The 24,551-nt window shown below is 68.0% G+C and carries 22 protein-coding genes and 3 pseudogenes; 9 read left to right on the forward strand and 16 right to left on the reverse strand.

Annotation, left to right across the window (positions count from 1 at the left end):
- Positions 1-52: 52 nt before the first annotated feature.
- From OG452_RS31070 to OG452_RS35500, 6 genes and pseudogenes are all read right to left on the reverse strand, one after another.
- Positions 53-184: pseudogene (locus OG452_RS31070) on the reverse strand (undecaprenyl-diphosphatase); the annotation flags it as partial.
- Between the two features lie 1,421 nt (positions 185-1,605).
- Positions 1,606-2,691, reverse strand: coding sequence for an S-(hydroxymethyl)mycothiol dehydrogenase (locus tag OG452_RS31075; protein ID WP_327298863.1), 1,086 nt, complete (start codon positions 2,689-2,691; stop codon positions 1,606-1,608).
- Positions 2,692-2,908: 217 nt separating this feature from the next.
- Positions 2,909-3,317: pseudogene (locus OG452_RS31080) on the reverse strand (XdhC family protein); the annotation flags it as partial.
- A 79-nt stretch (positions 3,318-3,396) separates the two neighbouring features.
- Entirely contained in the window at positions 3,397-4,773 is a 1,377-nt protein-coding gene (locus tag OG452_RS31085; RefSeq protein ID WP_327298864.1) for an MFS transporter, read from the reverse strand.
- Between the two features lie 187 nt (positions 4,774-4,960).
- Positions 4,961-5,809, reverse strand: coding sequence for a TauD/TfdA dioxygenase family protein (locus OG452_RS31090; RefSeq protein WP_327298865.1), 849 nt, complete (start codon positions 5,807-5,809; stop codon positions 4,961-4,963).
- Between the two features lie 530 nt (positions 5,810-6,339).
- A pseudogene (locus OG452_RS35500) lies at positions 6,340-6,870 on the reverse strand (IS701 family transposase); the annotation flags it as partial.
- 399 nt (positions 6,871-7,269) lie between these two features.
- On the opposite strand from OG452_RS35500, the gene OG452_RS31095 reads away from it, so the two are divergent.
- From OG452_RS31095 to OG452_RS31105, 3 genes are read left to right on the forward strand one after another with little or no spacing between them, the layout of a single operon-like run.
- Positions 7,270-8,133 (forward strand): FAD binding domain-containing protein, encoded by an 864-nt coding sequence (locus OG452_RS31095; RefSeq protein WP_327298866.1) that lies wholly within the window; start codon positions 7,270-7,272, stop codon positions 8,131-8,133.
- Positions 8,130-8,663, forward strand: coding sequence for a (2Fe-2S)-binding protein (locus OG452_RS31100; RefSeq protein ID WP_327298867.1), 534 nt, complete (start codon positions 8,130-8,132; stop codon positions 8,661-8,663). The genes OG452_RS31095 and OG452_RS31100 overlap by 4 nt, the downstream gene beginning before the upstream one ends.
- The gene (locus OG452_RS31105; RefSeq protein WP_327298868.1) at positions 8,660-10,954 is read left to right on the forward strand and encodes a xanthine dehydrogenase family protein molybdopterin-binding subunit; all 2,295 of its coding nucleotides are present in this window, start codon (positions 8,660-8,662) and stop codon (positions 10,952-10,954) included. The genes OG452_RS31100 and OG452_RS31105 overlap by 4 nt, the downstream gene beginning before the upstream one ends.
- 1,157 nt (positions 10,955-12,111) lie before the next feature.
- On the opposite strand, the gene OG452_RS31110 is transcribed toward OG452_RS31105, so the two are convergent.
- Both OG452_RS31110 and OG452_RS31115 read right to left on the reverse strand, forming a co-directional pair.
- Positions 12,112-12,780 (reverse strand): nucleotidyl transferase AbiEii/AbiGii toxin family protein, encoded by a 669-nt coding sequence (locus OG452_RS31110; protein WP_327299844.1) that lies wholly within the window; start codon positions 12,778-12,780, stop codon positions 12,112-12,114.
- Between the two features lie 5 nt (positions 12,781-12,785).
- A complete protein-coding gene (locus OG452_RS31115) occupies positions 12,786-13,178 on the reverse strand; it encodes a hypothetical protein (protein WP_327298869.1) in 393 nt (130 codons plus the stop codon).
- A gap of 290 nt (positions 13,179-13,468) precedes the next feature.
- Between OG452_RS31115 and OG452_RS31120 the strand changes: the two genes are divergently transcribed.
- Complete coding sequence (locus tag OG452_RS31120; RefSeq protein ID WP_327298870.1) at positions 13,469-13,639, forward strand: DUF6042 family protein; 171 nt, start codon at positions 13,469-13,471, stop codon at positions 13,637-13,639.
- A gap of 339 nt (positions 13,640-13,978) precedes the next feature.
- On the opposite strand, the gene OG452_RS31125 is transcribed toward OG452_RS31120, so the two are convergent.
- Positions 13,979-14,152, reverse strand: coding sequence for a hypothetical protein (locus OG452_RS31125; protein ID WP_327298871.1), 174 nt, complete (start codon positions 14,150-14,152; stop codon positions 13,979-13,981).
- Here OG452_RS31125 and OG452_RS31130 point away from each other — a divergent pair.
- Positions 14,129-14,452 (forward strand): carbamoyltransferase N-terminal domain-containing protein, encoded by a 324-nt coding sequence (locus tag OG452_RS31130; RefSeq protein ID WP_327298872.1) that lies wholly within the window; start codon positions 14,129-14,131, stop codon positions 14,450-14,452. The genes OG452_RS31125 and OG452_RS31130 overlap by 24 nt on opposite strands.
- 311 nt (positions 14,453-14,763) lie before the next feature.
- On the opposite strand, the gene OG452_RS31135 is transcribed toward OG452_RS31130, so the two are convergent.
- Together OG452_RS31135 and OG452_RS31140 are read right to left on the reverse strand one after the other, a co-directional pair.
- The gene (locus OG452_RS31135; protein ID WP_327298873.1) at positions 14,764-15,639 is read right to left on the reverse strand and encodes an undecaprenyl-diphosphate phosphatase; all 876 of its coding nucleotides are present in this window, start codon (positions 15,637-15,639) and stop codon (positions 14,764-14,766) included.
- Positions 15,640-15,762: 123 nt separating this feature from the next.
- Entirely contained in the window at positions 15,763-16,467 is a 705-nt protein-coding gene (locus OG452_RS31140; RefSeq protein ID WP_327298874.1) for a TVP38/TMEM64 family protein, read from the reverse strand.
- A 438-nt stretch (positions 16,468-16,905) separates the two neighbouring features.
- On the opposite strand from OG452_RS31140, the gene tuf reads away from it, so the two are divergent.
- Complete coding sequence (gene tuf / locus OG452_RS31145; protein WP_327298875.1) at positions 16,906-18,102, forward strand: elongation factor Tu; 1,197 nt, start codon at positions 16,906-16,908, stop codon at positions 18,100-18,102.
- Between the two features lie 113 nt (positions 18,103-18,215).
- On the forward strand, positions 18,216-19,061 hold the full coding sequence (locus OG452_RS31150) for a spermidine synthase (RefSeq protein WP_327298876.1): 846 nt from the start codon (positions 18,216-18,218) through the stop codon (positions 19,059-19,061).
- Here the strand turns inward: OG452_RS31150 and OG452_RS31155 are convergent.
- Positions 19,023-20,438 (reverse strand): MFS transporter, encoded by a 1,416-nt coding sequence (locus tag OG452_RS31155; RefSeq protein WP_327298877.1) that lies wholly within the window; start codon positions 20,436-20,438, stop codon positions 19,023-19,025. The two genes, OG452_RS31150 and OG452_RS31155, sit on opposite strands and share 39 nt — an antisense overlap.
- 71 nt (positions 20,439-20,509) lie before the next feature.
- A complete protein-coding gene (locus tag OG452_RS31160; RefSeq protein WP_327298878.1) occupies positions 20,510-21,556 on the reverse strand; it encodes a hypothetical protein in 1,047 nt (348 codons plus the stop codon).
- Positions 21,557-21,665: 109 nt separating this feature from the next.
- Here OG452_RS31160 and OG452_RS31165 point away from each other — a divergent pair, with 109 nt between their 5' ends.
- A complete protein-coding gene (locus OG452_RS31165) occupies positions 21,666-22,103 on the forward strand; it encodes a DUF4442 domain-containing protein (RefSeq protein WP_327299845.1) in 438 nt (145 codons plus the stop codon).
- A gap of 188 nt (positions 22,104-22,291) precedes the next feature.
- A complete protein-coding gene (locus OG452_RS31170; protein WP_327298879.1) occupies positions 22,292-22,945 on the forward strand; it encodes a DedA family protein in 654 nt (217 codons plus the stop codon).
- Between the two features lie 36 nt (positions 22,946-22,981).
- On the opposite strand, the gene OG452_RS31175 is transcribed toward OG452_RS31170, so the two are convergent.
- The 3 genes from OG452_RS31175 to OG452_RS31185 all read right to left on the reverse strand — a co-directional run bounded on the left by OG452_RS31175 (position 22,982) and on the right by OG452_RS31185 (position 24,450).
- Positions 22,982-23,332, reverse strand: coding sequence for a DUF190 domain-containing protein (locus OG452_RS31175; protein ID WP_327298880.1), 351 nt, complete (start codon positions 23,330-23,332; stop codon positions 22,982-22,984).
- Positions 23,329-23,826 (reverse strand): fluoride efflux transporter FluC, encoded by a 498-nt coding sequence (locus tag OG452_RS31180; protein WP_442810121.1) that lies wholly within the window; start codon positions 23,824-23,826, stop codon positions 23,329-23,331. Before OG452_RS31180 ends, OG452_RS31175 begins: the two co-directional genes overlap by 4 nt.
- Before the next feature lie 99 nt (positions 23,827-23,925).
- Complete coding sequence (locus tag OG452_RS31185; protein WP_327298882.1) at positions 23,926-24,450, reverse strand: gamma carbonic anhydrase family protein; 525 nt, start codon at positions 24,448-24,450, stop codon at positions 23,926-23,928.
- Positions 24,451-24,551 lie beyond the last annotated feature (101 nt).

Below are 24,551 nucleotides of genomic sequence, written 5' to 3' on the forward strand. Positions count from 1 at the left end.
CAGTAACCGGTCCACAGCCCGTGTCCCCGCTGACCCCGCCGCCCCCGCGCCCTCAGCCCCCGGCCGGGCCCGCGTCCGGGCTCAGTACGCCCGTACCGACCAGGATGAACAGGGCGGCACCCAGCAGGATCCGGTAGACCACGAACGGCATGAAGCTCTTCGACGAGATGAACTTCATGAACCAGTTCAAGTCGAGGTTCTGAGCGGCTCTGACCTGCTGTTTCCACCACTCATCAAGATTGAATGGGAGAGCAGTGGGAGATGGCACTTTCCAGTGCTCTTCCTCGCCGGCCCCGAAGCGCAGGCACCTGGTTTGCAGCAAATCGGCGATCTCCTGCTCCATGGTCACTCCATGGTCAGGGGAACGTGCGAGTAGAGACCTTCCACGCCGGCGGCCTCGTGGCCCATGCGGGTCTCCACGGCTATGCGACTGTGTCGATCTTCGTCCAGCCACTCCTTGCCGCGTGACGAAGCAGGTACAGCCGCTTCCCGGCGTACGCGGTCGCAGGGACCTCCGGAAGGGGACGGCGGGAGGTAACCAACTGGGGCTGGTTCAGGCGAACCCTCGTTGGAACCGGCCGCAAAGGGCACCTGAACTGCGGTTTTACGGTCAGTGTGGTCGCTCGACCTGTTTCCCGGGGTGCACGACGTGAACGATGTGGCGAGACTGGGAAAGCGGAGCTGACCTGCGCGTTTTCGGACAGAGTGCAGCGCGAAGGATGCCTTGGCCCTCACTCCGAGAGCGTGGGCGTCAGACGTGCTGACGCTCGTCTGACGCCGGTTCCGACGAATCGTCAGGTATCCCGGCCCATGCCGAATAGGGACGGCCGAGTCGCTTGGGGGCGGATGCTCAGTTCCTGAGCCGCAAACGTAGCCCGCTACGGCTTTCCGCTGCCGGTCGGCTGAGCCGGGTAGTTCGCAGTTGGAGCGGCACGGCGCTGCGGACAGCGCGTAACCGAGATCGTCGTACGCGGTCCGGGCACTTCAAGCAGCGGCTCGCCGACGAGCTCAACGCCCGCGCTACTTCCCTGGCCGCCCCCGTCGGCCGCCGGAGCAGGCCCCGGCTCCGCGCCGCCGGGCGGCCGTCACCGTGTGTGTCGTCGCCGCGGCGGCGGCTGTGGCGCTCGCCCTGTCGGGGAGCGCATGGAAGACGTTTCCGGTCTCAGTGGCACGGGTCCGCTCTGGGAGAGGGTGTCGACCGAGAGTAGCGTCCCGAGCTCGGACACGTGGGAAGTGCATAGGAGTGTGTAGATATTGCAGTGGGGTGTCGGCAACGGCCAGCACTTCGCTATCGCCCAGATCTCGGTCGGGCTCCCGCCCGGGGAGTACGGCCTTCAACAGCGGTGCGTCGGAGGGGTGGAGCAGGATGGGCGCTCCGATACGGTCGTCCAGCGCCGGGGCGGCGTTGATGTGGTCGTTTTATGCGTGAGTGCATACAACGGTGGTCACGCGCCGCTCTCCCCCCCCCGCCGGTGGCGGTCGCCGTCGCGTCGATGCCCCGACCCACCTTGTTGTTGCCGACCAACCAGACCTTGTTGTCCGCCTCCCCACTGCTGTCGTCCAGCTGGAAGGTTCCGGAGGTGACGAAGCGCTCGACTTGCGCGGTCACAGGACCACCACCGAGCGCAGGACCTCGCCGCGATGCATCCTCTCGAATGCTTCCTCCACCTCGGCCAGGGAGATCCTCTCGCTGACGAAGCCGGCCAGGTCGAAGCGGCCCTGCAGGTAGAGGTCGATCAGGGCGGGGAAGTCGCGGGAAGGCAGGCAGTCGCCGTACCAGGAGGACTTCAGCGCCCCGCCCCGACCGAAGACGTCCAGCAAGGGGAGCTCGACGGTCAGCTCCGGGGCGGGGACACCGACGAGGACGGCGGTGCCGGACAGGTCCCGGGCATGGAATGCCTGCTTGTACGTCTCCGGGCGGCCCACGGCATCGATCACCACGTCGGCGCCGAAGCCACCCGTCAATGCCCTGATCGCCTCGACAGCGTCGTTTTGGGAGGAGTTGACGGTGTCCGTGGCACCGAACTTCGCGGCCCACTCCAGCTTCCGCTCGTCGACGTCGACAGCGATGATCTTCGAAGCGCCGGCCACCTCGGCGCCCGCGATGGCGGCCATGCCCACGCCACCGCAGCCGATCACCGCAATAGAGTCGCCCCGGCCAACGGCGCCGGTGTTGACCGCGGCGCCGAAGCCCGCCATCACACCGCACCCGAGCAGGCCGGCCGCAGCGGGCGCGGCGGCCGGGTCGATCTTGGTGCACTGCCCGGCCGCGACGAGGGTCTTCTCGGCGAAGGCTCCGATGCCCAGGGCCGGGGAGAGCGGGGTGCCGTCGAGCAGGGTCATCGGCTGGGTGGCGTTCTGAGTGGCGAAGCAGTACCAGGGCTTGCCCTTGCTGCAAGCGCGACACCGGCCGCAAACGGCACGCCAGTTGAGGACAACGAAGTCGCCGGGGGTGACGTCGGTGACGCCCCCGCCCACCGCTTCGACGACACCGGCGGCCTCGTGGCCGAGCAGGAAGGGGAATTCGTCGTTGATGCCCCCCTCGCGGTAATGCAGGTCGGTGTGGCAGACGCCGCATGCCTGCACTTGCACCAGCGCCTCACCTGGGCAGGGGGCCGGCACCAGGATGGTCTCCACCGATACCGGGGCGCCCTTGCCTCGAGCGACCACACCTTGCACTTGCTGAGCCATACGAGGGGTTCCTTCCGCCATGGGGTGATGGATCGTGTCAGGCTCTGTGCCATCTGATTTGCGTGCATCTTCGAGTGGAGCCGCTTGATCGCCCAGCAGGTCTTCCACTCGCAGGAGGGGGCTGATGGCCCAGAAGTCGCTTCGTCGCGGGCCCTGTCGGTCTTGCCGGCTGAGATCCCTTCCAGGGTTGCCTCCTGCTCCGGGGAGGCGGAGTGGTTCAGGCCGCGCGATCGGGTCGCGAATCGACCGACACCAGTCCACGTTCGGGCGGCCCCGGCTCCTCAGCAGGGACGGAAAGCAGGCGGTGGCGCGCAGTTGCATCGTGATGGATCAGGGTGTGGGCACCGGTGAGCGGGAGCCCGGAGCCGCCGCGGCGGTTGGCGACGATCTCGGCTGCGATGGACAAGGCCGTCTCCTCGGTGTCCGGGCACCCATGTCCAGGCCGATCGGCGAGTGCAAGCGGGCCAGTTCCAGCTCCGTGAGGCCCAAGCCTCGGAGGCGGTCCAGACGGTCGAGATGCGTACGGCGCGAGCCCATGGCGCCTACGTAGGCCGCCGGGAACCTCAGGGCCCGCTCGAGCAATGGCACGTCGAACTTGCGTTGTGGGTGAGCACACAACGCACCGTCGCCCAACTCCCCACGCGATGACTGGCCTTGGCCGTCAAGCAGGTCGCTCGGCCTATCCGACTGGTCCTCACATTCAGCTCACGGTTTACCGGTCACGGTCACGGTCGTGGGTGCTTCCTGGTCGCGCGGCACCGTGGCGATGCTGGACAGCGACATTCCCTTGGTCTCCGGCGCCCAGGCCATTGTCACTAGCCAACCGAGCGCAGAGATTCCGGCGCCGACCGCCAGCACAGTTGCGGAGCCACCGTGGAGCAGTGCAGAGGGAAAGAGGTAGGTGCCGGCTGCCGAGCCGATCCGGCTGACGGCAGTGCCGACGCCGACCGCGGTGGCGCGGACTTCGGTCGGGAACAGCTCGCTTGGGTATACCAGTGCGAGGAATCCGGAGGCCCCATTGACAAGAGCAAATACTGCGAGTCCCAGGAAAAGGCCGACCGACCCGGCGCCCGGAACGAAGGCCGGGAGCGCAAGGGCCGCTGTGATGATGGCAAATGACCAGAGCAGCAGCGGCCGGCGGCCGATCTTCTCTATCAGCCACAAGCCGGGGAAACTGCCCACCACGAACAGCATCATGATGATTACGGAGCCGCCGTAGAGGTTCGCATCACCGGTCATGCCGAACGAGGAGAGTAGGTCCGGAGCGAAGATGTAGACGGCGAACAGTGGTATGACCTGCGCGGTCCAGAACCCGGACACAAATATGGTCCGAGTGAGATGGGGCTTTCGGAAAATCGTGCCGAAAGAGGTGCTGGCAGGCCGTTCGTCGGAAAGATGGCTGACGTTGTACTGAGAGCCGTAGACTTTTTTGATCGCGGCGTTGGCCTCCTCGACCCGGCCCTTGCTGAGGAGCCAGCGAGCGGACTCCGGCGTACCGAAGCGCAGTAGCAGGGTGATCACGGCGAAGAGCGCTGGGCTGGCCAGGAGCCAGCGCCATGTGTCGGGGCCGAGGTCGCGCAGCAGGAAACCGACGGCATAGGCCGCGGCGGCGCCAACAGTCCAGAAGACGAGGGCCAATCCGAGCAGCCGGCCCCGGTGGCGCCGTGGCAGATACTCGGCGAGCAACGCGGTCGCGATCGGGTAGTCGGCGCCGATGGCCACGCCTGCTATGAAGCGCAGCGCGATGAGCCACCACGCATTCGGTGCGAACGCCGACCCGACCGACGCCACAGCGAGGACGACGAGATCCGCAACATACATGACCTTCCGGCCGATCAGATCGGTCACATAGCCGAAGACCAGGCCACCGACGAACACGCCGACCAAGCTTGCGGCCCCAACGAGCCCAATTTCAATGTCCGTCAGGTGCAGCGCGGGTTTTGCTGTAAGGAGGGCTATGCCGATGACCGTGAGTGCATACCCGTCGATGAAGGGGCCGCCGCTCGAGTAGGCGGTCAGTTTCTTGTGGAACGACGTCAATGGTGCGTCGTCTATCAGGTGAGCCTTGTCAGTGGATTTCACGTGTGGCCTCTCTGTCGGCCTACCAGTCGAGAAAGTGGCACCCGGCTCGAGGTAAGAGCCGGGACCAAAAAGGCACGTGGCACGGCAACACCTGGCAAGCGTCGCGGCAGCCGCACCCACCGCCGATGTCGGCGAACGATTAGTCACAGACAGCCGGCTGACCACCGGCTGACCACCTATCTGTGGCCTAGAAGGGTGCGTCACCCTTCAGCGTCACACGGTGCATCTTGCGGTAATGCGGGTGGTAGTCACCGACGGCGTAGTGCTGCACCGACCGGTTGTCCCAAATCGCGATCGCATTCGCGTCCCACCGGAAGCGGGCTTGGAACTCCGGGACACGGGCGAGCCCCACGAGGTAGCGCAGCAATGATTCGCTCAGCTGGTGGTCGACCCCCGCGATCCTCGTCGAATACAGCTCGTTCACATACACGAGCTTGCGCCCCGTTACGGGGTGCGTCCGCACCACTGGGTGCCGTCGGGGGGGATACTTCTCCCGCGTCTCGGCGTAACGCTTCTCCCCCTCCTCACCAGAACGTACGTGGTCGCTGAGCTCCCGCTCCCAGTCGTGCACCGCATCGAGCGGATCGATCAGCTTCTTCACATCTTCCGGAATAGCGTCGTAGGCCGCAGTCATGCTTGCCCACAGAGTGTCGCCGCCGCACGGTGGCACCTCCTGAGAATGCAGGCACGTAGCAGCATTCGGCGTCGGCTGCCAGGTCAGATCGGAGTGCCAGACGTCTGTTCCGGAGGCACGACCCCTGGATTCAAGTACTTCGATGTACCGATTATCGGGAAGCGACGGAAAGAAAGCGCTCACCTCTTGCGGTTCACCGAAGATCCGAGCGAACCTCAGTTGATCACCTGGTTCTATCTGCTGGTCGCGCAGAAACAGCACTTCACGCTCCAGGAGCGTCTGCCGCAGCTCGTCCTGGCACTTCGGCGATAGCTCATCCCGGAGGTCGAGCCCGTGGACGACACCTCCAATCGTCGGAGTAAGTAGCTCGAGTTTGAACCCTGTGGGGCATACGGATTTCATTGCGTGGATTCCTTTCTGGGCCAATGTGACAGTTCAGGACGAGAGGTTCGGGTGTGTGGTGAGCAGGAGATGACTCGAAACTGCGGTCGGCGGTCTCTTTCTCGGCCACGGCCGCCGGTCGGATGCGGCGCTGACCCGCCGAACAGGACAAAAACCATAGCCGGGGCCGTGGCCGACAGTGATGAGCCAAGTGACCAACACCGGCCGAGAATTCCCCGAATCGCATCCGTGTGGTGTCGCAGTGTTCGCTCTGCCTGCTCTTATTCGCCAGCTGCTCATAGCGGCGGCATGTCATTGACTAGCTGTGGCACACCGGCCTCGGCGCCTCCCCCGAGAGGTAGGTCCCTAAGGGGTTAACTATCTCGCTCGAGAATTTGTATCAGCAAGTTACTTGTCCCACAAGAGAGGACGCCGTACCGAAAGGCCCCGGTCGCCTTTGGGGCGGGGGTGAGCTGCAGAGATGCGGTCTGGGCGACCGGCGGTGGTCCAGAGATCTTCCGTTTCCGTGCCGGCGATGGAATCGACTTCGAGTCGTGATGCGGGCCGTGGACCTGCTGGGACTCGGGCACGGCGACGACGAGCGAGAGCTGGGCGTCTTCGAGGAAGCGACAGAAGGGCGTCCTGGCCATAGGCGGAATCCGCGGTGGGTCAGGTGGCGGGGGGCGCGGACGCCAAGACCCGAAGGATCATGTCGCGGGCGAGGTCGCCCTTGACGGCGAAGGTGGGCTCGTCAGGAACGCGGGCGGCCCGGCAGCGATCGCGGTCGTTCGTCCAGGACTTGGGCGGGGTGGAGCTACGGTCAACCAGGTCGTGTCCACGTGTAGTGACGTAGGCAGCGAAGACGCCGATCTGGCAGTTCTCGGTCTGGCCCGCGGTGCCTGAGTGCTGGCCCTGCGCGGCGGCAGAGGTGGTGCCTTCTTGACGAGGCCGGCGTCATCGATGATCAACACATCTTCTGGCGCTCCGAGTTGCTCGCCGGCGTATGCCTGCAGGTTGTCGCGGAGGTGGTCGGCGTCCCAGTGGCTGCGAGACACCAGGCGCCGCGGCCCGTCGAGGGTGGCGCGGGTTGGTCGAGTAGCAGAGGACCTTATTTGAGGCGGCGACCCTGCGGTCACGGGTGAGCACCAAGGGGTGCGAGGTGAACGGGGATGCCGTCGGCAGACTTCGAAACGCCGATCAGTGGCGCCACCTGTCGCAACGTGGCCCGGACCTGCTGTCCCTCGTCCCCGCGTGGCCGGGCCGTCGCCCAGCAGCCCAGGTCAACTCCCCTGAGACGCACAGGGGTGAGAGCCGGTCGCGCTCAACCCATATTCATATCCTTGAGCAAATGGTATTCTAGTACTTAACTAATTTCGCCTGGTCAGCGCCCCTGTGGCGCCTTCGCCTCACTCGCATCTCACCGATTTTCGAGCCACCACGGTTGGACTCAAGACAGGGTCTGAGAGAGAAGGGCTTCGAACATGCGCCAACAGGTTGGTGGCGCCGGGCTGCTCGCACCGACGCAGACGGCACTCCCGCCATTTCGCCTGTGCAGGCCGAGGACACTCGACGAGGCACGGCGGTTGCTCATTGACAGCCCAGACGCGACCGTCGCGGCCGGCTGTACAGATCTGGTCGCCGCGTTCCGCGAAGGGTGCTCCCCGAGCACGCTCATCTCATTGCGACGAACCGACGGGTTGCGCACCGCCGAGCACTGTGCCGGAGAGCTCCGCCTCGGTGCGTTGCTGACTCACCACGAAGGTTCCCAGCATCCAACAGTCAACCGGGTGCTACCCCCGCTAGGTACGGCCTGGTCGAGCATCGCCACAGTCCGTATCCGCTTCCAGGCGACGTTGGGCGGGAACATCATGGCTCGTCGCCAGCGGTACGAGATGGCCGTCATCCTGGGCGCCCTTGAGACCCAGCTGCAGTTTTCCGGACCAGCAGGGGAGCGGAGTTGTAGCCTCGATGAGTTCGTTCATGCCCGTCCAGCCGAACCCGCTCTACTGCACCACCTTGTGGTGAACACCGAATCGCTGTACTCGTTCAGCTACGACCGCTCGCTGCGCCCGCTGACCACTGTGGCGCTCGCGATCAGGTACACCAGTGGCGGGTTCCGCCTGACAGCCGTCGTCGGATCGGAGTATCGCCACCCCGTCCTGCTTCGCGCCGAGATCGCGGCCGAACGAATGACTGCGGCCGATCGAGCCGATCTCGCCCACCACATGGCGGCCCAGATGCCAGACCGGGTTGGCGACTACGCCGGCAGCATCGAATATCGCCGCAAAGTCGTCGAAGTTCTGCTGCGGCGTCAACTTGAATCCGGACCGGAGGCAATGTCATGAGCAGCGATACGCAACCGATCGAGGACATCGACTCCGGTGAGAGTATGCGGGTCGAGTTCGTGCTCAACGGTGAACAATGCCTCGTCGAGGTGCCAACCAGCACGATCCTGCTGACTATGCTGCGCCGGGACCTGAACTTGACTGGTGTACGCGGCTCCTGTGAGCGGGGCGTGTGCGGCACGTGCACGGTTCTGGTGGACGACCGGCCCGTCGCGTCCTGCTCGCTGTTCGCCTTCGATGTTGAGGGAACCACCGTGGAGACCATCGAGGGCCAGCAGGACGGGGACAACCTGAGCCCGGTCCAACGAGCCTTCTCCGAGTGCGGTGGTTTCCAATGCGGTTACTGCACACCCGGAATGATCATGCTCGCTACTGCGCTACTGCGAACCAACGTGAAGCCGGACCGGGAGGAGGTCCGGAAGTGGATCGCTTCGAACATCTGCCGATGCACCGGCTACGAGATGATCCTGGAAGCAGTCGAACGCGCCGGCGAGCTGGCCGAGGCCTCCGACGGGGAGGACAACTCGTGAGCACCGTTGTGGGACGGGACGATCCTCGCCGCGACGCACTGGCGAAGGTGACCGGCAGAGCGCGGTACGGGTACGACGTCAGTGTGGCGGGGATGCTGCACGCAATGGTACTGCGCAGCCCGCACGCGCACGCGCGGGTGGTGTCGATTGATGCCACGAAGGCGGAGAAACTTGAGGGCGTACACGCCGTGCTCACCCGGGGCCACCTGGACGGACTCGACCCGATGTGCGGCGCATACGTGAGGGACCAGCCGTTCGTGGCGCTGGATACCGTTCGCTATGTCGGTGAGGTGGTGGCAGCCGTCGCCGCTGAAGACGAGCACATCGCGCTCGCCGCCCTGGACCTCATCGACGTCGAGTACGAGAAGCTGCCTGACGCCTCGTCGGTTCTGGACGCCCGCGGCGATGACGCGCCCGAACTGTTCCCCACCCCACCACAGGCTTTCATCCCGCGGTACGGTCCGGGCGCTTCCGCCGCCGTGCGTACGGCCCGCAACGTCAGCTTCGAGTACCGCTACACCACAGGGCCGATCGATGTATGGCACGAGTGTGACCATGTCTTCACCGATACCTTCACCTTCTCGCGGATGCAGCACATGCATCTCGAGCCATTCGTCAGCGTCGCGGTCGCGCCGGCTGATCGGGTGGAGGTGTGGACGAGCACCCAGGAGCCGTTTCAGCTTCGCCAAGAGCTCGCCCGGATATTTAAGGTCCCAGAGAACACCGTGCAGGTACACGTCGAAATGCTCGGTGGAGGTTTCGGAGCAAAGACCAACTGCCGCACTGAACCGATTGCCATACGCCTCTCCCAGCTCAGCGGAGGGCGCCCCGTCCGGTACTGCCTGACGACGGAAGAAGCCTTTCTGACCGTCAGCCAGCACGAGGCGATCCTGACGCTGACAACGGGGCTGGCGGCTGACGGTACATTCCTGGCGCGCAAGAGTGAAGTACTCCTCAATGCCGGAGCCTATTCCGACTACAGCCCGCTGGTGGCAGAGAAGGCCGGCTATCGGATGCCGGGAGCCTACCGATGGCGTCATATTGACACGGCATGCCAAACCGTCATGACCAACACCGTCCCAGCTGGCGCTTTCCGCGGATTCGGTGGGACACAGGCGACCTGGGCCAATGAGCGGCAGCTGGACCTTATCGCCGCCCGGTTGGGAATGGACCCCCTCAAGCTCAGGCTGAAGAACGTTCTTGACCTCGGTGAAAGAAGCGTGCCAGGGGAGACCCCCCTCGATAGCGACTTTTCCTTGGGACTGGGTCTCATAGCTGATGCGATCGGATACCACGAGCGCAGTCTCGTGGCTAACCGGGGAATGGGCATCGCGCTGGCCTGTAAAGACGGTGGCGGCATGAACAAGTTGAGCGAGGCCCGCGTCAACATTGACACTGCTGGCAACGTCTGTCTGCAATCGGCGCTGGTCGAGATGGGACAGGGCGGGCACAGCGCGCTCATCCAAATCGTTGCCGATGTTCTGCGGACGGATCCAAGCAAGGTCAAGTATGTCTCGGTCGACACTGATCACTCACCGTACGATTCGGGGACACACTCGTCCTCCGGAATCGCAGTGATGGGCCGCGCGGTCCAGCAGGCGGCGGAACAGGCCCGGCACACGGTCCTCGACTTTGCCGCCAAAGAGCTAGGAATCTCGCCCCAGGAGCTTGAGCTGCGCAATTGGGAGGTCGTTGCCAAGGGGCAGGTGTACTCGCTCACCCCGTTGACTCGCCGAGTATTCGGTGGGAGGAGTTATGAGTTCACTGGCGATGGCCACTATAAGCCGGACTCTTCAGCCGAGTCGGCTTTCGAGACGCCCTGTGCCTTCTGGGAAGTTGCCTGGGCCGCAGCTGAAGTCACCGTAGATCCGGAGACCGGAAGGGTCGAACTCCTCAAGCTCGTGATCAGCGGGGATGCCGGGAAGGTGATCAACGCCCTGGGGGCGCGAGGCCAAGACGAGGGCGCGGCAGTCATGGGCATAGGACAGGCCCTGTTCGAAGAGCTGCGCTACGAGGGGAGCGAATTGCTCAACGGCGAAGCCCTGAACTACCGGCTGCCCATGGCCGACGACCTGCCGCGCTCGTTTGTCTCCATTACCCAGGAGCAAGGCCACGGATCAGGTCCCTTCGGCTCCAAGGGCCTTGGCGAGGGCGGCATGCTCCCCGTGCCGCCGGCTATCGCCGCGGCGATAGCCGACGCTGTCGGAGCACAGATCACCAGCCTCCCCATGAGCCCCGAACGAGTACTCACTGCCATCGAAGCCGTCCACGAACACGACTGCGAGCCGTGATGGTCGGCACGCCCAAGTGAATTTTCACGCCCAAGCTCGTGCCGAACGACCAGGGTTTCAGGGGGCGGACTACGAAGGGGCCCGTAGAGCTCCGCGGAGTCGCCGGGCGGAACGCTTTCCCGGACCTCACAACAACGATCGAGGACGTCATCGTGGACGGAGACCGGATCTGCTACCGCTGGTCATAGATTGGACAAGGGTTCGTACCTGGGGATTCCGCCTATAGGCAGGCCAGTCACAGCAGCCGGGATCACGATCAGCCGGTGAGTGGCGGCAAGATCGCCGATGAGTGGGGCACCTTGGAACAAGGTCAGCGTTCTGCACAGTAATTGGGAATCTTGCCCATAGTCCCGCGGGTCGCCGCCGACTGACACCGGGGCCTGCGGTCGAAGGCTTTCGTCCCCGCCGCGGTGACGGCCGGTGGCATAGTGTTCGCCCTTGCTGACGTCAAGGCCGCAGAAGACGTCCATGCGATGTGCCCGGACGGGCCTCTGCGAAGGGCACCTGTGCAGTACACGGCCGTCCTGCTCACGGGAAGCCCGGTGAGAGGCTGACACTCCTCTCGCGTGACGCTCGGTTGACGCTCCGACCGCCGGATCGGCTTCCCGAAGAGCCAGAAAATGGCCTCTGGCCTGGCATTTCTCTATATCCCACATGATGTGACACATTTTCGATGACGCATCACGTGGAGTGGTGGCGATCTTGGAGCCGGCCGCAAAGGGCTCCTGGTCTGCGATTTTGCCCCTGCATATTATGTGCGGTATGTGCGTTACGGGCGATATCTTGACGCTGAAATGACGCTCGTTCTGATGGCGTGTCGGGTGCACCGGCGGGCTGGCTGGTCAGGCCATTGGAAGAGCAGTGTTGGTGAGCGAGGAGCTCTTCTTTTCGCCACCTCAGCGGCGGTCGTCCGCGCTGATAGAACGTCGTCAGGCTGCGGGCTCGAGGGAAGTCAGTTCCTCAGAGCGTGGACGCCCGAAATGCTTGCCGAGCTCTACCTTCGCGGCGTGGCCTGGCTGCCCGGAGGAGTCGGGCGTTGGCCGTATCGCCCGTGAGAGGCCAGTTTGCCCAGTGCCGTGGGGATATTTCCACGGCACCGTACTTGCCCCTCGCTCGGCTTCCCCAGGCTCCCGTTTCCGATGGTCGGACAGATGTGATCAGTCGATGTCCGGATCATCGGACTCTTCGAGGAGTCGGGCCGCGAGGTCGTCGGCCCACTCCACGGCCCAGGCACGAAGAGCGGTGATGGTGGCCTGGTCCAGGCCGTAGGCGGCGAAGGCTTCGTCGTCGGTCCACTCGGATCCGGCGAGGTTTGCCTGCAGGTCTTCGCGCTCGAAGCGGCCGCGGGCGTGGCGACGGCCGAATTCCTCGAGATCGGCGGTGTTCCAACGGCGGGAGGCTGCGAACACGTCGATCAGGTCACGGGGTGCTCCGCGGTCGGCGAGGGCGCGGACCTTGGTCCCGATCACGTCCTCCTCCGCGAGGACGGGCCCGTACGGGCTCTGGGCGACCGGCCGCCAGAAGATCTCCTTGAGGACGTCGACCTCGCAGTCCTGCCCGGTGGCCGGGTCGGTCACGGTGAAGCGGGCGGACAGCGGGGCGGTCTCCAGCGCGTGCACCTTCCAGCCGCGGGCTTCCAGGCCGGCGCGGAGCGTGGCCGCGATGTCGGCCATGGGCGCCGGGTTCTCGGTGGCGACATCGAGGTCCTGGCTGGGGCGGTTCACGAGGCGGTGCGCCCGCACGGCATACCCGCCAGTGAGGACCAGGGGATACGGGGAGCCGAGGGCGATCACATCCGCCAGGAGCCGCGCGTGCAGCTCCGGCATGTCCGTCACGCGGCTGCCTGGGTGCGGGAGGCGAGCTGAGCGAAGGCGTCCTCCCACACAGTGCGCACGGTGCGGCCGACGAGAGTGCGCAGCACCGGCCACAGCTGGAGGAGCAGGTCCTGGTTGAGGTAGCGGGGCAGGTCGTCGTGCAGGCCCTCATGCAAGACAGTGCGGTACAGGCCCATGCGCTGGCGCGGCTTGCCCAGGTCGTACGAGGTCATCCCGGACCAGGCCATGTGCAGCGGCAGCTCGACGACCCCCTGGGTCGGGCCGTGCAACTCGTCCAGCGACTCCGGCAGACGGCACCGGAACTTCTCCCGGTACAGCGCGAGGTCCTCGGCGTCCGTGCCCGAGAGGTTCGTCGACGCGGGTGCGGGGTGGTGCGGGCTGGAGGGCATGCCTCCCATTATGGCGGCAGCTTCCCGCTCGCCGAGCAGCTGGACGCGGCCGATCACCGGCCGACATCCATCGGCAGGAAAGTCGGAACAGTCCGCCGCCGCGGCAAACTCGTTGGCGCGGGCGTCTCTGGACATGCGGACGAGGGCAATGCGGTAAGGGCTGAGTTGGCTCCGCGATTACCGCTGCGCGGGACGGCAACCGAGGCCCAGATCCGCGCCTTGGTTGCCGGGAAGGAGGCCGGCTGCACCGACGTACTCACCGTGGCCGGGCTCCCTGTTCCGGCCACGGCATGGGACTCGCCGAGGTCATGGTCGCGCTCGGCATCGCCTCCCAGACCAGCGGTGTGTGGTCCATGCCCGTCACGCTCCCGACCCCCGAAGACGAACTGCCACTTGCTCGCACGCGGAACTCCGGTCTGGCCCGCCTGCGGGCAGCACAGGGCCGCCCGCTCGAAGGCTGACGAGCGACCCAGTTGCTGGGTTGTATGTAGCAGGCGTACAGGCGTACAGGCGTACAGGCGCATGTGCGCCCTCGTGCATCGCGGGCCTCCGCTTCTGCAGTGGAGAACCCAGGCCTTGAGGAGGCTGCTGTGGCAAGGATCGTGGAGGGGAAACACCGGTCGCCGATCGGGGACCAAGGGCACCAGCCGAATCGGCCCGTACCGCCCCCTCCTCCCCCTTTGCTTCCACCCCTCCGCCTGCCTGGTCATCGACGGGAAGGTGGTCGCCTTCGCCGAGGAGGAGCGCTTCTCCCGCCGCAAGCACCACAAGGACTCCCGCTCCTGCGCGGTGGCCGCGGCCTACTGCCTGTCCGAGGCCGGCATCACCCTGGCCGACGTTGACGAGATCGCCATCGTCTTCAACCCGGCCTGGCCTACGCCGAGCAACATCTGCACGCCGAACTCCTCGCCCCCGCCCTGTTCGGCCACCACCGGCCCCGGCAGGCCACCGTGGTCGAGCACCACCTCGCGCACGCCGCCTCCGCCTTCCACCCCAGCGGCTTCGACGAGGCCGCCGTCCTGGTGGTCGACGGCTCCGGCGACGGCGTCTCCGCCACCCTCGCCCACGGCACCGCCGACGGATTGAAGGTCCTGTGCCAGTTCCCGTTCAGCCAGTCGCTGGGCTGGTTCTACGAGACCGTCGCCGAACACCTCGGACTCGGCAACTGGACCAGCTCCGGCAAGCTCATGGGCCTGGCCGGCTACGGCAACCCCGACCGCTACACCCTCGACTTCCTCACCGCCCGCGCTGGCGGCTCGTCGAGAAGGAGCTGAGCGACGTCACCGTGACGGCCGCAGTGGCACTTGCCACCATCAGCCCGGACCCGGAGAAGGCGCTCGCCGGCCGTGTCCAGGGCCTGCTGGCGCGCCTCAGCCTCGACTGACCCGGGCCGGCCGCCAAGCAGAAGGGCCCGCACAGCTGCTGCTGCGCGGGCCCTTCTTTCTACTCCCGACTTTGCAGGTGCGCACTTCTGGCTGATCGTCTCCCGGTCTCCTGGGTGGGAGACGAGTGGGAGATGATCATGGCGTGGTGCTGCAATCAGGCGCTAGGAAATGCTAGATAGCGCTACCTGTGCGGCCCTGGTTCAGCCGCCGGATTCGCCCGCGTGCGGGCTCAGCACACCCATGCTGACCAGGACGAACAGCAGGATGCCGAGCAGAATCCGGTAGATGACGAACGGCATGAAGCTCTTGGTGGTAATGAAGCGCATGAACCACGCGATGACCGCGTATCCCACGGCGAACGCCACGACCGTCGCGAGCAGCGTCGGCCCCCACGGCGTACCGCCGCTCCCGGCCGCGTCCTTGAGCTCGAAGGCCCCCGAGGCGAGGACCGCGGGGATCGCCAGCAGGAACGAGTACCGGGCGGCGGCCTCACGGGTGTATCCCATGAGCAGGCCGCCGCTGATCGTGGCGCCCGAGCGGGAGACGCCCGGGACCAGCGCGAGCGCCTGGCACAGCCCGTAGACCAGCCCGTCCCGGACCGTCAGCTCCTGGAGTGACCTGCGCCGCCGGCCCGCCCTGTGCCTGCCGCCGCTCTCGTCGCGGGCGGCCAGCCGGTCGGCCGCGCCCAGCACCAGGCCCATCCCGACCAGGGTGCAGGCGATGACCCGCAGGTCCCGGAATGATGTATCGATCTGGTCCTTCAGCAGGATCCCCAGCACACCGATCGGGATCGTCCCGACGATGACGAGCCAGCCCATCCGGGCGTCGTGGCCGCCGCGCAGCGAGCGGTCGGTGAGCGAGCGGAACCACGCCGAGACGATCCTGGCGATGTCACTGCGGAAGTAGATGATGACCGCGGCCTCGGTGCCTATCTGGGTGATCGCGGTGAAGGCCGCACCCGCGTCGGGCCAGCCCGCGAAGGCCGAGGTCAGCCGCAGATGGGCGCTGGAGGACACGGGCAGAAACTCGGTCAGCCCCTGCACGAATCCGAGGACGAACGATTCGGACCAAGACATGGGTGGGGGCCGTCCAAAGGATCAAGGGGCTGATGCGAAGGGAACGTAACCGCCGAAGGTGTACGGTCGGCGACCCTCTCGCGTACGGACGGCCAACTGCCCCCGCCGCGGCCCCGGGCGGTGTCAGTGGCCGCGCAGCCGGTGCCGCTTGCGCCAGCCGATCCACGCGGCGCCCGCCCCGGACACCACGATGAAGCCCATCGAGACCAGGAAGGCCGGTGAGGTGGGCGACGACGCCCGGCTGCCCGCCACCACGTACGCCGCCGTGTTCGGGACCGACCCGAGCCCGGTGGCCAGCAGGAACGGCAGCCACCCCATCCGGGACACCGCGGCGCAGTAGTTGGCGGCGGCGAACGGCACTCCGGGGAAGAGCCGCAGCGCGAGCATCGAGCGGAATCCGTGCCTGCTCAACTGCCCGTCGACCGCCGTCAGCCAGCGCCCGCGCAGCATCGGCCGCAGCGCGCTCTGCCCGAGCAGCCGTCCAAGACCGAAGGAGACACCGGCCCCCAGCACCGTCCCGGCGACGGCCGCGCCCAGGCCGGCCTGGCTGCCGAAGAGGGCGCCCGCCGCGAGATTCAGCAGCGGCCGGGGTACGAAGGCGGCCGTGCACGCGCCATACGCGGCGGAGAACAGTACGACGGCGGAGACACCGCTGAGTTGCGGCGGCCAGCCCGCCGCGAGCAGCCGCTGCGGCTGGAAGAGGAGCATCAGGGTCGCCGCGGCCACCAGCACCACCACGAGCAGGGAGAGCCGGGACCACGGCGAGGCAAGTGCTCTGACGCAGCGCGCGGTCAGGCCGGCGGAGGGTCGGGCAGCGGACTCCAGCATCCCGGGAGAGTAACCGATACCCGGGTGTGATCGTCGTAATGGTTCCGGGCTCCCGGCGGCCCCGGGGGGCGCTCCGTGGCTGCTCACGGCCCGTCACGGGCCGCCCCCGCACGAGCGGGCCGCCACGGATCTCCGCACGAGCGGGAAAACCGGTCGACGTACCGACGGCCCCGGAGGAGTATCGGGGCATGTTCCGGTACGCCTTCCTCGCAGGGCCGTCCGCAGTCGCGGACGCGCCGAAGGCTGCCGGTCTCCTTGGTCCCATCGCACCGGCCACAACGGCCGTTCACCGTGCGGCCGTTGGCACAGCGCCCCTCGGCGGCGCCCGAAGCTGACCCTTCCCGGATTGTCCGGCGGACCCCGCAGGGGGAGGGTCGGCCGGATCCGGGGGTCCCGCCACTTCGGTATTTCCCGAATTTCGCGAGGAAGAAAAAGGCCATGCCCAAGACGGCATACGTGCGTACCAAGCCCCATCTCAACATCGGCACCATGGGCCACGTCGACCACGGCAAGACGACTCTGACCGCCGCCATCACCAAGGTGCTCAGCGACCGTGCGGACAGCAGTACCTCCTTCGTCTCGTTCGACCGGATCGACCGGGCGCCGGAGGAGGCGCAGCGCGGTATCACCATCAACATCACGCACGTGGAGTACGAGACCGACACCCGCCACTACGCCCACGTCGACATGCCGGGACACGCGGACTACATCAAGAACATGGTCACCGGCGCCGCCCAGCTCGACGGGGCGATCCTCGTCGTCTCAGCGCTCGACGGGGTCATGCCGCAGACCGCCGAGCACGTTCTGCTGGCCCGCCAGGTCGGCGTCGACCACATCGTCGTCGCCCTCAACAAGGCGGACGCGGGGGACGAGGAGCTGACCGACCTGGTCGAGCTGGAGGTCCGCGAACTGCTCTCCGCCCACGGGTACGGCGGCGACGCGGCCCCGGTCGTACGGGTGTCGGGGCTGAAGGCGCTGGAGGGCGACCCGCGCTGGACGGCCTCGGTCGAGGCCCTGCTCGACGCGGTGGACACCTACGTCCCGATGCCCGAGCGGTACACCGACGCGCCCTTCCTGCTCCCGGTGGAGAACGTGCTCACCATCACCGGACGCGGCACCGTCGTCACCGGCGCCGTCGAGCGCGGCAGGATCCGCGTCGGCGACCGGGTGCAGGTGCTGGGCGCCGGAACGGGCCCGGCCGGCACGGTCGTCACCGGCCTGGAGACCTTCGGCAAGCCGATGGCGGAGGCCGAGGCGGGCGACAACGTGGCCCTGCTGCTGCGCGGGGTGCCACGCGACGCGGTGCGCCGCGGCGATGTGGTGGCGGCGCCGGACAGCGTCACGCCGCGACGCCGGTTCACCGCGCGGGTGTACGTCCTGTCGGCGGCCGAGGGCGGCCGGACCACTCCGGTCTCCACCGGGTACCGGCCGCAGTTCTACATCCGTACCGCTGACGTGGTCGGTGATGTCGACCTCGGGGGCCTCGCGGTGGCCCGCCCCGGCGAGACGGTGACCATGACCGTCGGACTCGGCCGTGACGTGCCGCTGGAGCCGGGGCTCGGCTTCGCCGTCCGCGAGGGCGGCCGCACGGTCGGCGCCGGGACCGTCACGGAGGTCATCGGCGACGGGGTGTAACCGGTCCGTCCGGGCGCCGGGACGGGAGATGACCGGCCCGCCCCGGCGCCCGTCCCCCGTACGCGGGGGGAGACGCGCGCCGGTCGCCGGGGCACGGACGGCACAATGGGACGGTGAACGAGGCGATACCGGTGATCCGGGACGTGGACCAGGGCACCGCGAGACTCCTGCCCGACGTCGACCGGGAGCGGGCCTGGCTGCTCACGGTCGACGGCGCGCCCCAGTCGTATGTGGACCTGGACGACCCGGGGTACCTGGAGTTCGAGTACGTGCGCAGGCTCGGCCACGTCGTGGACTGCGCGGCCCGCCCCGGAGACCCGCTCGACGTCGTGCACCTCGGCGGGGGAGCGCTCACGCTGCCCCGCTACGTGGCGGCGCTCCGGCCGGGATCGCGGCAGGAGGTGGTGGAGGCGGACCGGGGACTGCTCGCGCTGGTCGCCGAGGAACTGCCCCTGCCGCACGGCTCGGGGATCACCGTGCACGCCATGGACGCGCGGACCTGGCTGGAGGGCAGGCCCGCGGCGTCCGCCGACGTACTGATCGCCGATGTCTTCGGCGGTTCCCGGGTGCCCGCCCACCTCACATCCGTCGAGTACGCGCGGTCGGCCGCCCGGGTGCTGCGCGACGGCGGGGTCTACGCGGCGAACCTCGCGGACGGCGCGCCGTTCGGCTTCCTGCGCACCCAACTCGCCGCATTCTCGCAGGTGTTCGCCGAGGTCGCGCTCATCGCCGAGCCGGCCGTGCTGCGCGGCCGGCGCTTCGGCAACGCTGTTCTCGTCGCCTCGCACACCGAGCTGCACACCGCGGCGCTGAGCCGCCGTATGGCATCGGACGCCTTTCCGGCGCGGGTCGAGCACGGCGCCTCGCTGGCCCGGTTCACAGCTGGCGCCCGGCCGGTCACGGACGCGGACGCGGTCGCCTCACCCGAGCCGCCCGACGGAGCTTTCAGCATCGGCTGACGTTCCGGCGCCGGGCACGCGCTCCGGGGTGAGGACATCAGCAGCCGTGTCCGTCGCGGCCGTACCCGAAGCCGCGAGGCCGGCGGCCGTCCGGTCCGCAGGCGTCCGGCGCGTCAGATTCCGTACGTCGGGCACACACAGCACCGCGGCCGTCAGCAGGGCCACCAGCCCCGCACACCCCCACAGCGAGGCGGTCCGTCCGAACGCTTCCTCCGCGGGGCCCGCCAGCGCGGTGGCCAGCGGGAGCATCGCCAGTGAGCCGAGCCAGTCGTAGGCGGAGACCCGGGAGAACTTGTCCTCAGGGATCTCCTGGTGCAGCGCCGTCATCCAGGAGACGCCGAACGTCTCGACCAGTACGCCGCTGAAGAACATCACGCCGACCAGGGCGGCCAACGGGACCGGCACGGCGAGCGCCGCCGACGGCAGCGCCAGCGGGAAGACGCACAGCGTCCCGGTCAGCAGCAGCCGGCGTGGTTTCCAGCGCGTCATGATCAGCGCACCGCCGACCGTGCCCGCGCCGAAGGCGGCGAGGGACAGTCCCCAGGGACCGGCGCCGCCCAGCGAGTCCCGCGCGACCAGCGGCCCGTACACCGCCTCCGCGGCGCCTATGACCGCGTTGACCACGGCGAACTGCAGAATGATGCTCCACAGCCAGGGCCGCCCGATGACCTCGCGCCAGCCCTCCCGCAGATCGGCGAGCATCCCGCCGCCCGGTGCGCGCGGCGGGATATGGCTGACGTCGAGGAAGCCCCGGAGCGACCCGGCGGCGGCGAAGGCCGCCGCGTCGACGGCGAGCACCCAGCCCGGTCCGATGGCGGCGATCAGCGCGCCGCCCAGCGCGGCGCCGCCGATCCCCGCGCCCTGCATGGCCATCCGGTAGAACGCGAAGGCCCGGCCTGCCTCCTCGCCCCGCACGGTGGACAGCAGCATTCCCTCGGATGCGGGCGAGAAGAACGCCTGGCCCATACCGCACAGCGCGGTGAGCACCATCATCTGCCAGAGCGGCGGGTGGCCGGTCAGGACCAGGACGGCGAAGGCGGCCTGGGAGACGCAGTTCAGGCCGTTGGCCGCGACCATCACCCGGTGGCGCGGCAGCCGGTCGGCCAGCGCTCCGCCGATCAGCAGGAAGAGGACGAGCGGCAAGGTGCGCGCCGCCGCGAGCAGGCCTACGTCGCTGCTGTCGCCACCCGTGTCCAGCACCGCGAACGCCGAAGCGATCAGGGCTCCGTTGCTGCCCAGGCTCGTCACCACGGCGGCCGCCGTGAGCAGGGTGTAGTTGCGCCCGGCCCACGTGGGGCGGCGGGAGGGCGGAGGGGCGGTGGCAGCAGACGTCACTCTGGGACTATCGCCGCCGCCGCTCCTCCATGCCAAACGCATTCGCGACACCGATCCGCCGAAAATCGGGCGTAAACAGGCGGATTAGGTCGGATTCCGTCACAGGCCGAGTCTCAGCTGTCGCTCGCTCCGGTGGGCTTCCCCGCGAGCCGCACCGTGCTGAGGATCTTGTCGACCGTCGACTGGGGGATCGCCCCGGCGACGCCGGTGCTGTTGTAGAGCGAGAACGCCACGAAGTCGCCCGCGGAGTTCTTGAATCCGAAGGTGATGGCCTGGCCGTCGGTGGTGCACTTGGACTTCTTCGGGACGCCGGTCGCCCAGGCGCGGGCGAGGCTGCCCGTGACCCCGGACCTGGTCGTGTACGGCTTCGCCTTGGAGGTCTTCACCAGCTTCCTGTTCGGCTGGGTGTACGCGCCGTAGACCCACCAGGGCACTTCCTTCTCGGCGACGTCCTGGGTGTTCTTGGCGCCGTCCGCTCCCTTGGTCCCCGCGCCGCCGAGCCCGGTGTCCTCCGTGTAACCGTCCTTGTCGGAGTCCTCCGTGCACCACTTCGACTTGTAGAAGGCGGGCGCCGACTGGCCGACCAGCGTCTTGCCCTTGTCGTCCTCGAAGCCGCTGAACGTGCCCGAGGACGCCACTTCCCACTCCGGCGGCACGTCGAAGGCGGTGCCCCACTTCGGGTTCACGACGACCTTCCATCCGGCGACCGTCGCCTTGGGGGCCTCGCCACCGGCGCGCGGGTTGGGCGCGGGCACCGGGTTCTTCTGGTCCGTGGACGCGGACGCGGAGGGGGACGGCGACTTGCCGGCCTGGACCGTACCGCCCTTGTCGCCGTCGCCCTTGAACACGACCACACCGGTGATCACCGCGGCGGCGACGACCGCCGTCGCGGAGATGATCGCGATGATCGTCGTCTTCTTCCTGTCCTCGGGCGAGCGGGGCGCGCCGGGCGGCGTTCCCACCGCGTACTGAGGCACCGTCGGCTGCTGGTACGGACTGGGCTGCTGGTAACCCTGGGGGGCTCCCTGCTGCGGAGGTCCTGGCTGAGGTTGTCCCTGCTGATAAGGGTTCGGCTGCTGGTACCCCGGCTGCTGATAGGGATTCGGATTCTGGTCCTGCGGGTTCTGCTCGCCCCCGGGCGGCTGCTGTCCTGGCCACATGGCGAGTAACCATAGAGGTGACAGGGCCACGTCGCTACGGCCGCCCCCGCCCCGGGATGGCCAAGCGAGCTACTCGCGGGTAACCTCCCGTTCCATGACCGCAGACCAGATGTCCGCAGGCGAACTGCTCGCCGCCACCGTGCCCATGGCGAGGACCCTCAACCTCGACTTCATCGAGACGACGCCGGAGCGGGCCGTCGTCCGGCTGCCGGACCAGGCCGACTTCCACAACCACGTCGGGGGCCCGCACGCGGGCGCGATGTTCACCCTCGCGGAGTCGGCGAGCGGCGCGATCGTCATCGCGGCGTTCGGCGAGCAGATGACGCGTGCCGTGCCGCTCGCGGTGCGCGCCGAGATCGACTACAAGAAGCTCGCCATGGGCGATGTCACCGCGACCGCCACACTGGGCCGCCCGGTGGCTGATGTGGTGGCGGAGCTGGACGCCGGGGAGCGCCCCGAGTTCCCGGTCCACATCGCGCTCCGGCGCGCGGACGAGGCGGTCACCGGTGAGATGACGGTGGTCTGGACCCTGCGTCCGAACTCCTGACTGCTGACCTGCCTGCCGGCTCCTGGGCCCCGGCTTCCGCTGGACAGGGCGCCCCCGCGCGGCAGGGGCGCCCTCTGCTGTTCGCGACCGTCGCCGGGCGAGCGGGTAGGCTTCCAGCAGGCGGCGCGGGGGGCGCGGGGGGCGCGCCTCCCGGCAGGCACGGGTACTTCGAAGGGCAGGGGCCGGCGTTGCACATCCAGGCGTGGCTGGAGACGATTCCGGCGATAAGTATCTATCTGCTGGTCGCGGTGGTCATCGGGGTCGAGAGCCTCGGAATTCCGCTGCCGGGCGAGATCGTCCTGGTCAGCGCCGCCCTGCTGGCCTCCCAGCAGGGCCATATCGACCCGCTCGTACTGGGCGTCTGCGCCTCGGCGGGCGCGATCGTCGGCGACTCGATCGGGTACGCCATCGGGCGCAAGGGCGGACGCCCGCTGATCGCCTGGCTCGGCCGAAAATTCCCCGGACACTTCAGCGGGGCCAACATCGCCATGGCGGAGCGGTCCTTCGAGAAGTGGGGGATGTGGGCGGTCTTCTTCGGCCGTTTCGTCGCCCTGCTCCGGATCTTCGCCGGGCCGCTGGCCGGCGTACTGCACATGCCGTACTGGAAGTTCCTCACGGCCAACGCACTCGGCGGCATCCTGTGGGCCGGCGGCACGACCGCCGCCGTCTACTACGTGGGCGTCGTCGCCGAGTCGTGGTTCAAGAACTTCTCGTACGCGGGCCTGGCCGTGGCCGCCGTGATCGGCGTGGCCTCGATGCTCATCATCAAGAACCGGGCGAAGAAGGCGCACGCCAAGGCCCAGGCGGCTGCCGAGACGCCGGAATCCGTACCCGCCGACTGAATCGGCGGCCGGCGTGTCGTCACGGACGGCAGCGGCTCAGCGTTCCGGCTGCCCGCGCGGGTAGTGGATGACCTCGCAGTCGTCGAGAGTCACCATGCCCTCGGTGATCAGCTCATCGAGCTGCGGCAGGAACGCCCGGATCCTGTCGGCGGTGTCCACGATCACCACGGCCACCGGCAGATCCTCGCTCAGCGACAGCAGCCGCTGGGTGTGGATCAGTGACGAGGCACCGAAGCCCTCGATGCCGCGGAAGACACTCGCACCTGCCAGTCCGGCGCGGTGGGCCCTGTGCACGATCTCGGAGTACACCGGCTTGTGGTGCCAGAGGTCGGACTCTCCGACGAAGATGGTCGCCCGCAGGGCGGCGGTACCGCTCGGCCCGGTCATGTCTGCCTCCACGCCACTGCGCGGCGTGACACCCACACCGCGCTCCACACCGCTGCGAGAGCCGCGAGCAGTGTCAGTCCGAGATACGCCAGGCCGGTACGGGCGTGGCCGCCGTCCACCAGCCGCTGGACGTCCACCGCGCAGGTGGAGAACGTGGTGAATCCGCCGAGCACCCCGGTGCCGAAGAACGGGCGCACCAACCGGTGCGCCGCCCACACATCGGTGATCACCACCATGAACACCCCGATCACGGCGCACCCCACGACATTCACCAGCAGGGTCGTCCAGGGGAAACCGCCGGCCGCGGTTGGCCAGAGCAGCCCGGCGCCGTACCGGGCCGACGCTCCGGCGACGCCGCCGAGTGACACCACCCCCGGCACCGGCCACGGACCGAGCAGCGGGCCGTGGCGCCGGGCACGCCGTGCGGCGGGCAGCGGCGGCGTACCGCCGGGGCCCGGTCCGGGCGGCTGATCCACTGTGCGGTCCGCACCCATGGACATCCGTCTCCTGGTCGCAGGGCTGCCGCGCACGGCACGGCTGCGATTTCAGGCTAGCGTCGGGCGGCCGGGCCCCGCCATCCGGACGTGGCGCGCTCAGCCCACCTCGCGGTGGCCCTTGACCAGCTCCAGATACATCGCCGCGTTGAGCTTGATGCCCTCGCGCTCCTCGTCGGTCAGCTCGCGCTTGACCTTCGCCGGGACCCCGGCGACCAGCGATCCGGGCGGGACCCGCATCCCCTGCGGGACGAGGGCCTGGGCGGCGATCAGTGAACCGGCCCCGATGTGCGCTCCGTTGAGGACTGTGGCGCCCATCCCGACGAGTACGTCGTCCTCAACCGTGCACCCGTGCAGTACCGCGTTGTGCCCCACGGACACCCGCTCGCCGACCGTGACCGGGAACCCCGGGTCGACATGCACCGTGCAGTTGTCCTGGATGTTGCTGTCGGCGCCGACCACGATCGGCCCGCAGTCGGCCCGCAGCACCGTGTGGTACCAGACGCTGGAACCGGCGGCCAGCGTCACATCGCCGATGACGACGGACGTCGGCGCCGTGAAGGACTGCGGGTCGATCACCGGCTGCCGGCCGCCGACACCGCTGATCAAGGACTGCTCCGCCACTGCTGTCTCCTTGCTTCCCGCTCTACCGGGACCGGGGATTGCTCCATGTGGTGCGCGCCGCGCCCTCCGGCACCGTAAGCGACGCTGGGTCGAAGATCACA

The sequence above is a fragment of the Streptomyces sp. NBC_01197 genome (assembly GCF_036010505.1).
In the GTDB taxonomy this organism is placed as follows: Bacteria; Actinomycetota; Actinomycetes; order Streptomycetales; family Streptomycetaceae; genus Streptomyces.

Coding starts and splice junctions, on each gene's coding strand:
- OG452_RS31075 (WP_327298863.1), bottom strand. CDS start 2,691: ATGGCTCAGCAAGTGCAAGGTGTGGTCGCTCGAGGCAAGGGCGCCCCG.
- OG452_RS31160 (WP_327298878.1), bottom strand. CDS start 21,556: ATGTGGCCAGGACAGCAGCCGCCCGGGGGCGAGCAGAACCCGCAGGAC.
- OG452_RS31115 (WP_327298869.1), bottom strand. CDS start 13,178: ATGCCCTCCAGCCCGCACCACCCCGCACCCGCGTCGACGAACCTCTCG.
- OG452_RS31155 (WP_327298877.1), bottom strand. CDS start 20,438: ATGCGTTTGGCATGGAGGAGCGGCGGCGGCGATAGTCCCAGAGTGACG.
- OG452_RS31110 (WP_327299844.1), bottom strand. CDS start 12,780: ATGCCGGAGCTGCACGCGCGGCTCCTGGCGGATGTGATCGCCCTCGGC.
- OG452_RS31175 (WP_327298880.1), bottom strand. CDS start 23,332: ATGACCGGGCCGAGCGGTACCGCCGCCCTGCGGGCGACCATCTTCGTC.
- OG452_RS31165 (WP_327299845.1), top strand. CDS start 21,666: ATGTCCGCAGGCGAACTGCTCGCCGCCACCGTGCCCATGGCGAGGACC.
- OG452_RS31180 (WP_442810121.1), bottom strand. CDS start 23,826: ATGGGTGCGGACCGCACAGTGGATCAGCCGCCCGGACCGGGCCCCGGC.
- OG452_RS31100 (WP_327298867.1), top strand. CDS start 8,130: ATGAGCAGCGATACGCAACCGATCGAGGACATCGACTCCGGTGAGAGT.
- tuf (WP_327298875.1), top strand. CDS start 16,906: ATGCCCAAGACGGCATACGTGCGTACCAAGCCCCATCTCAACATCGGC.
- OG452_RS31135 (WP_327298873.1), bottom strand. CDS start 15,639: ATGTCTTGGTCCGAATCGTTCGTCCTCGGATTCGTGCAGGGGCTGACC.
- OG452_RS31140 (WP_327298874.1), bottom strand. CDS start 16,467: ATGCTGGAGTCCGCTGCCCGACCCTCCGCCGGCCTGACCGCGCGCTGC.
- OG452_RS31120 (WP_327298870.1), top strand. CDS start 13,469: ATGGGACTCGCCGAGGTCATGGTCGCGCTCGGCATCGCCTCCCAGACC.
- OG452_RS31090 (WP_327298865.1), bottom strand. CDS start 5,809: ATGAAATCCGTATGCCCCACAGGGTTCAAACTCGAGCTACTTACTCCG.
- OG452_RS31095 (WP_327298866.1), top strand. CDS start 7,270: ATGCGCCAACAGGTTGGTGGCGCCGGGCTGCTCGCACCGACGCAGACG.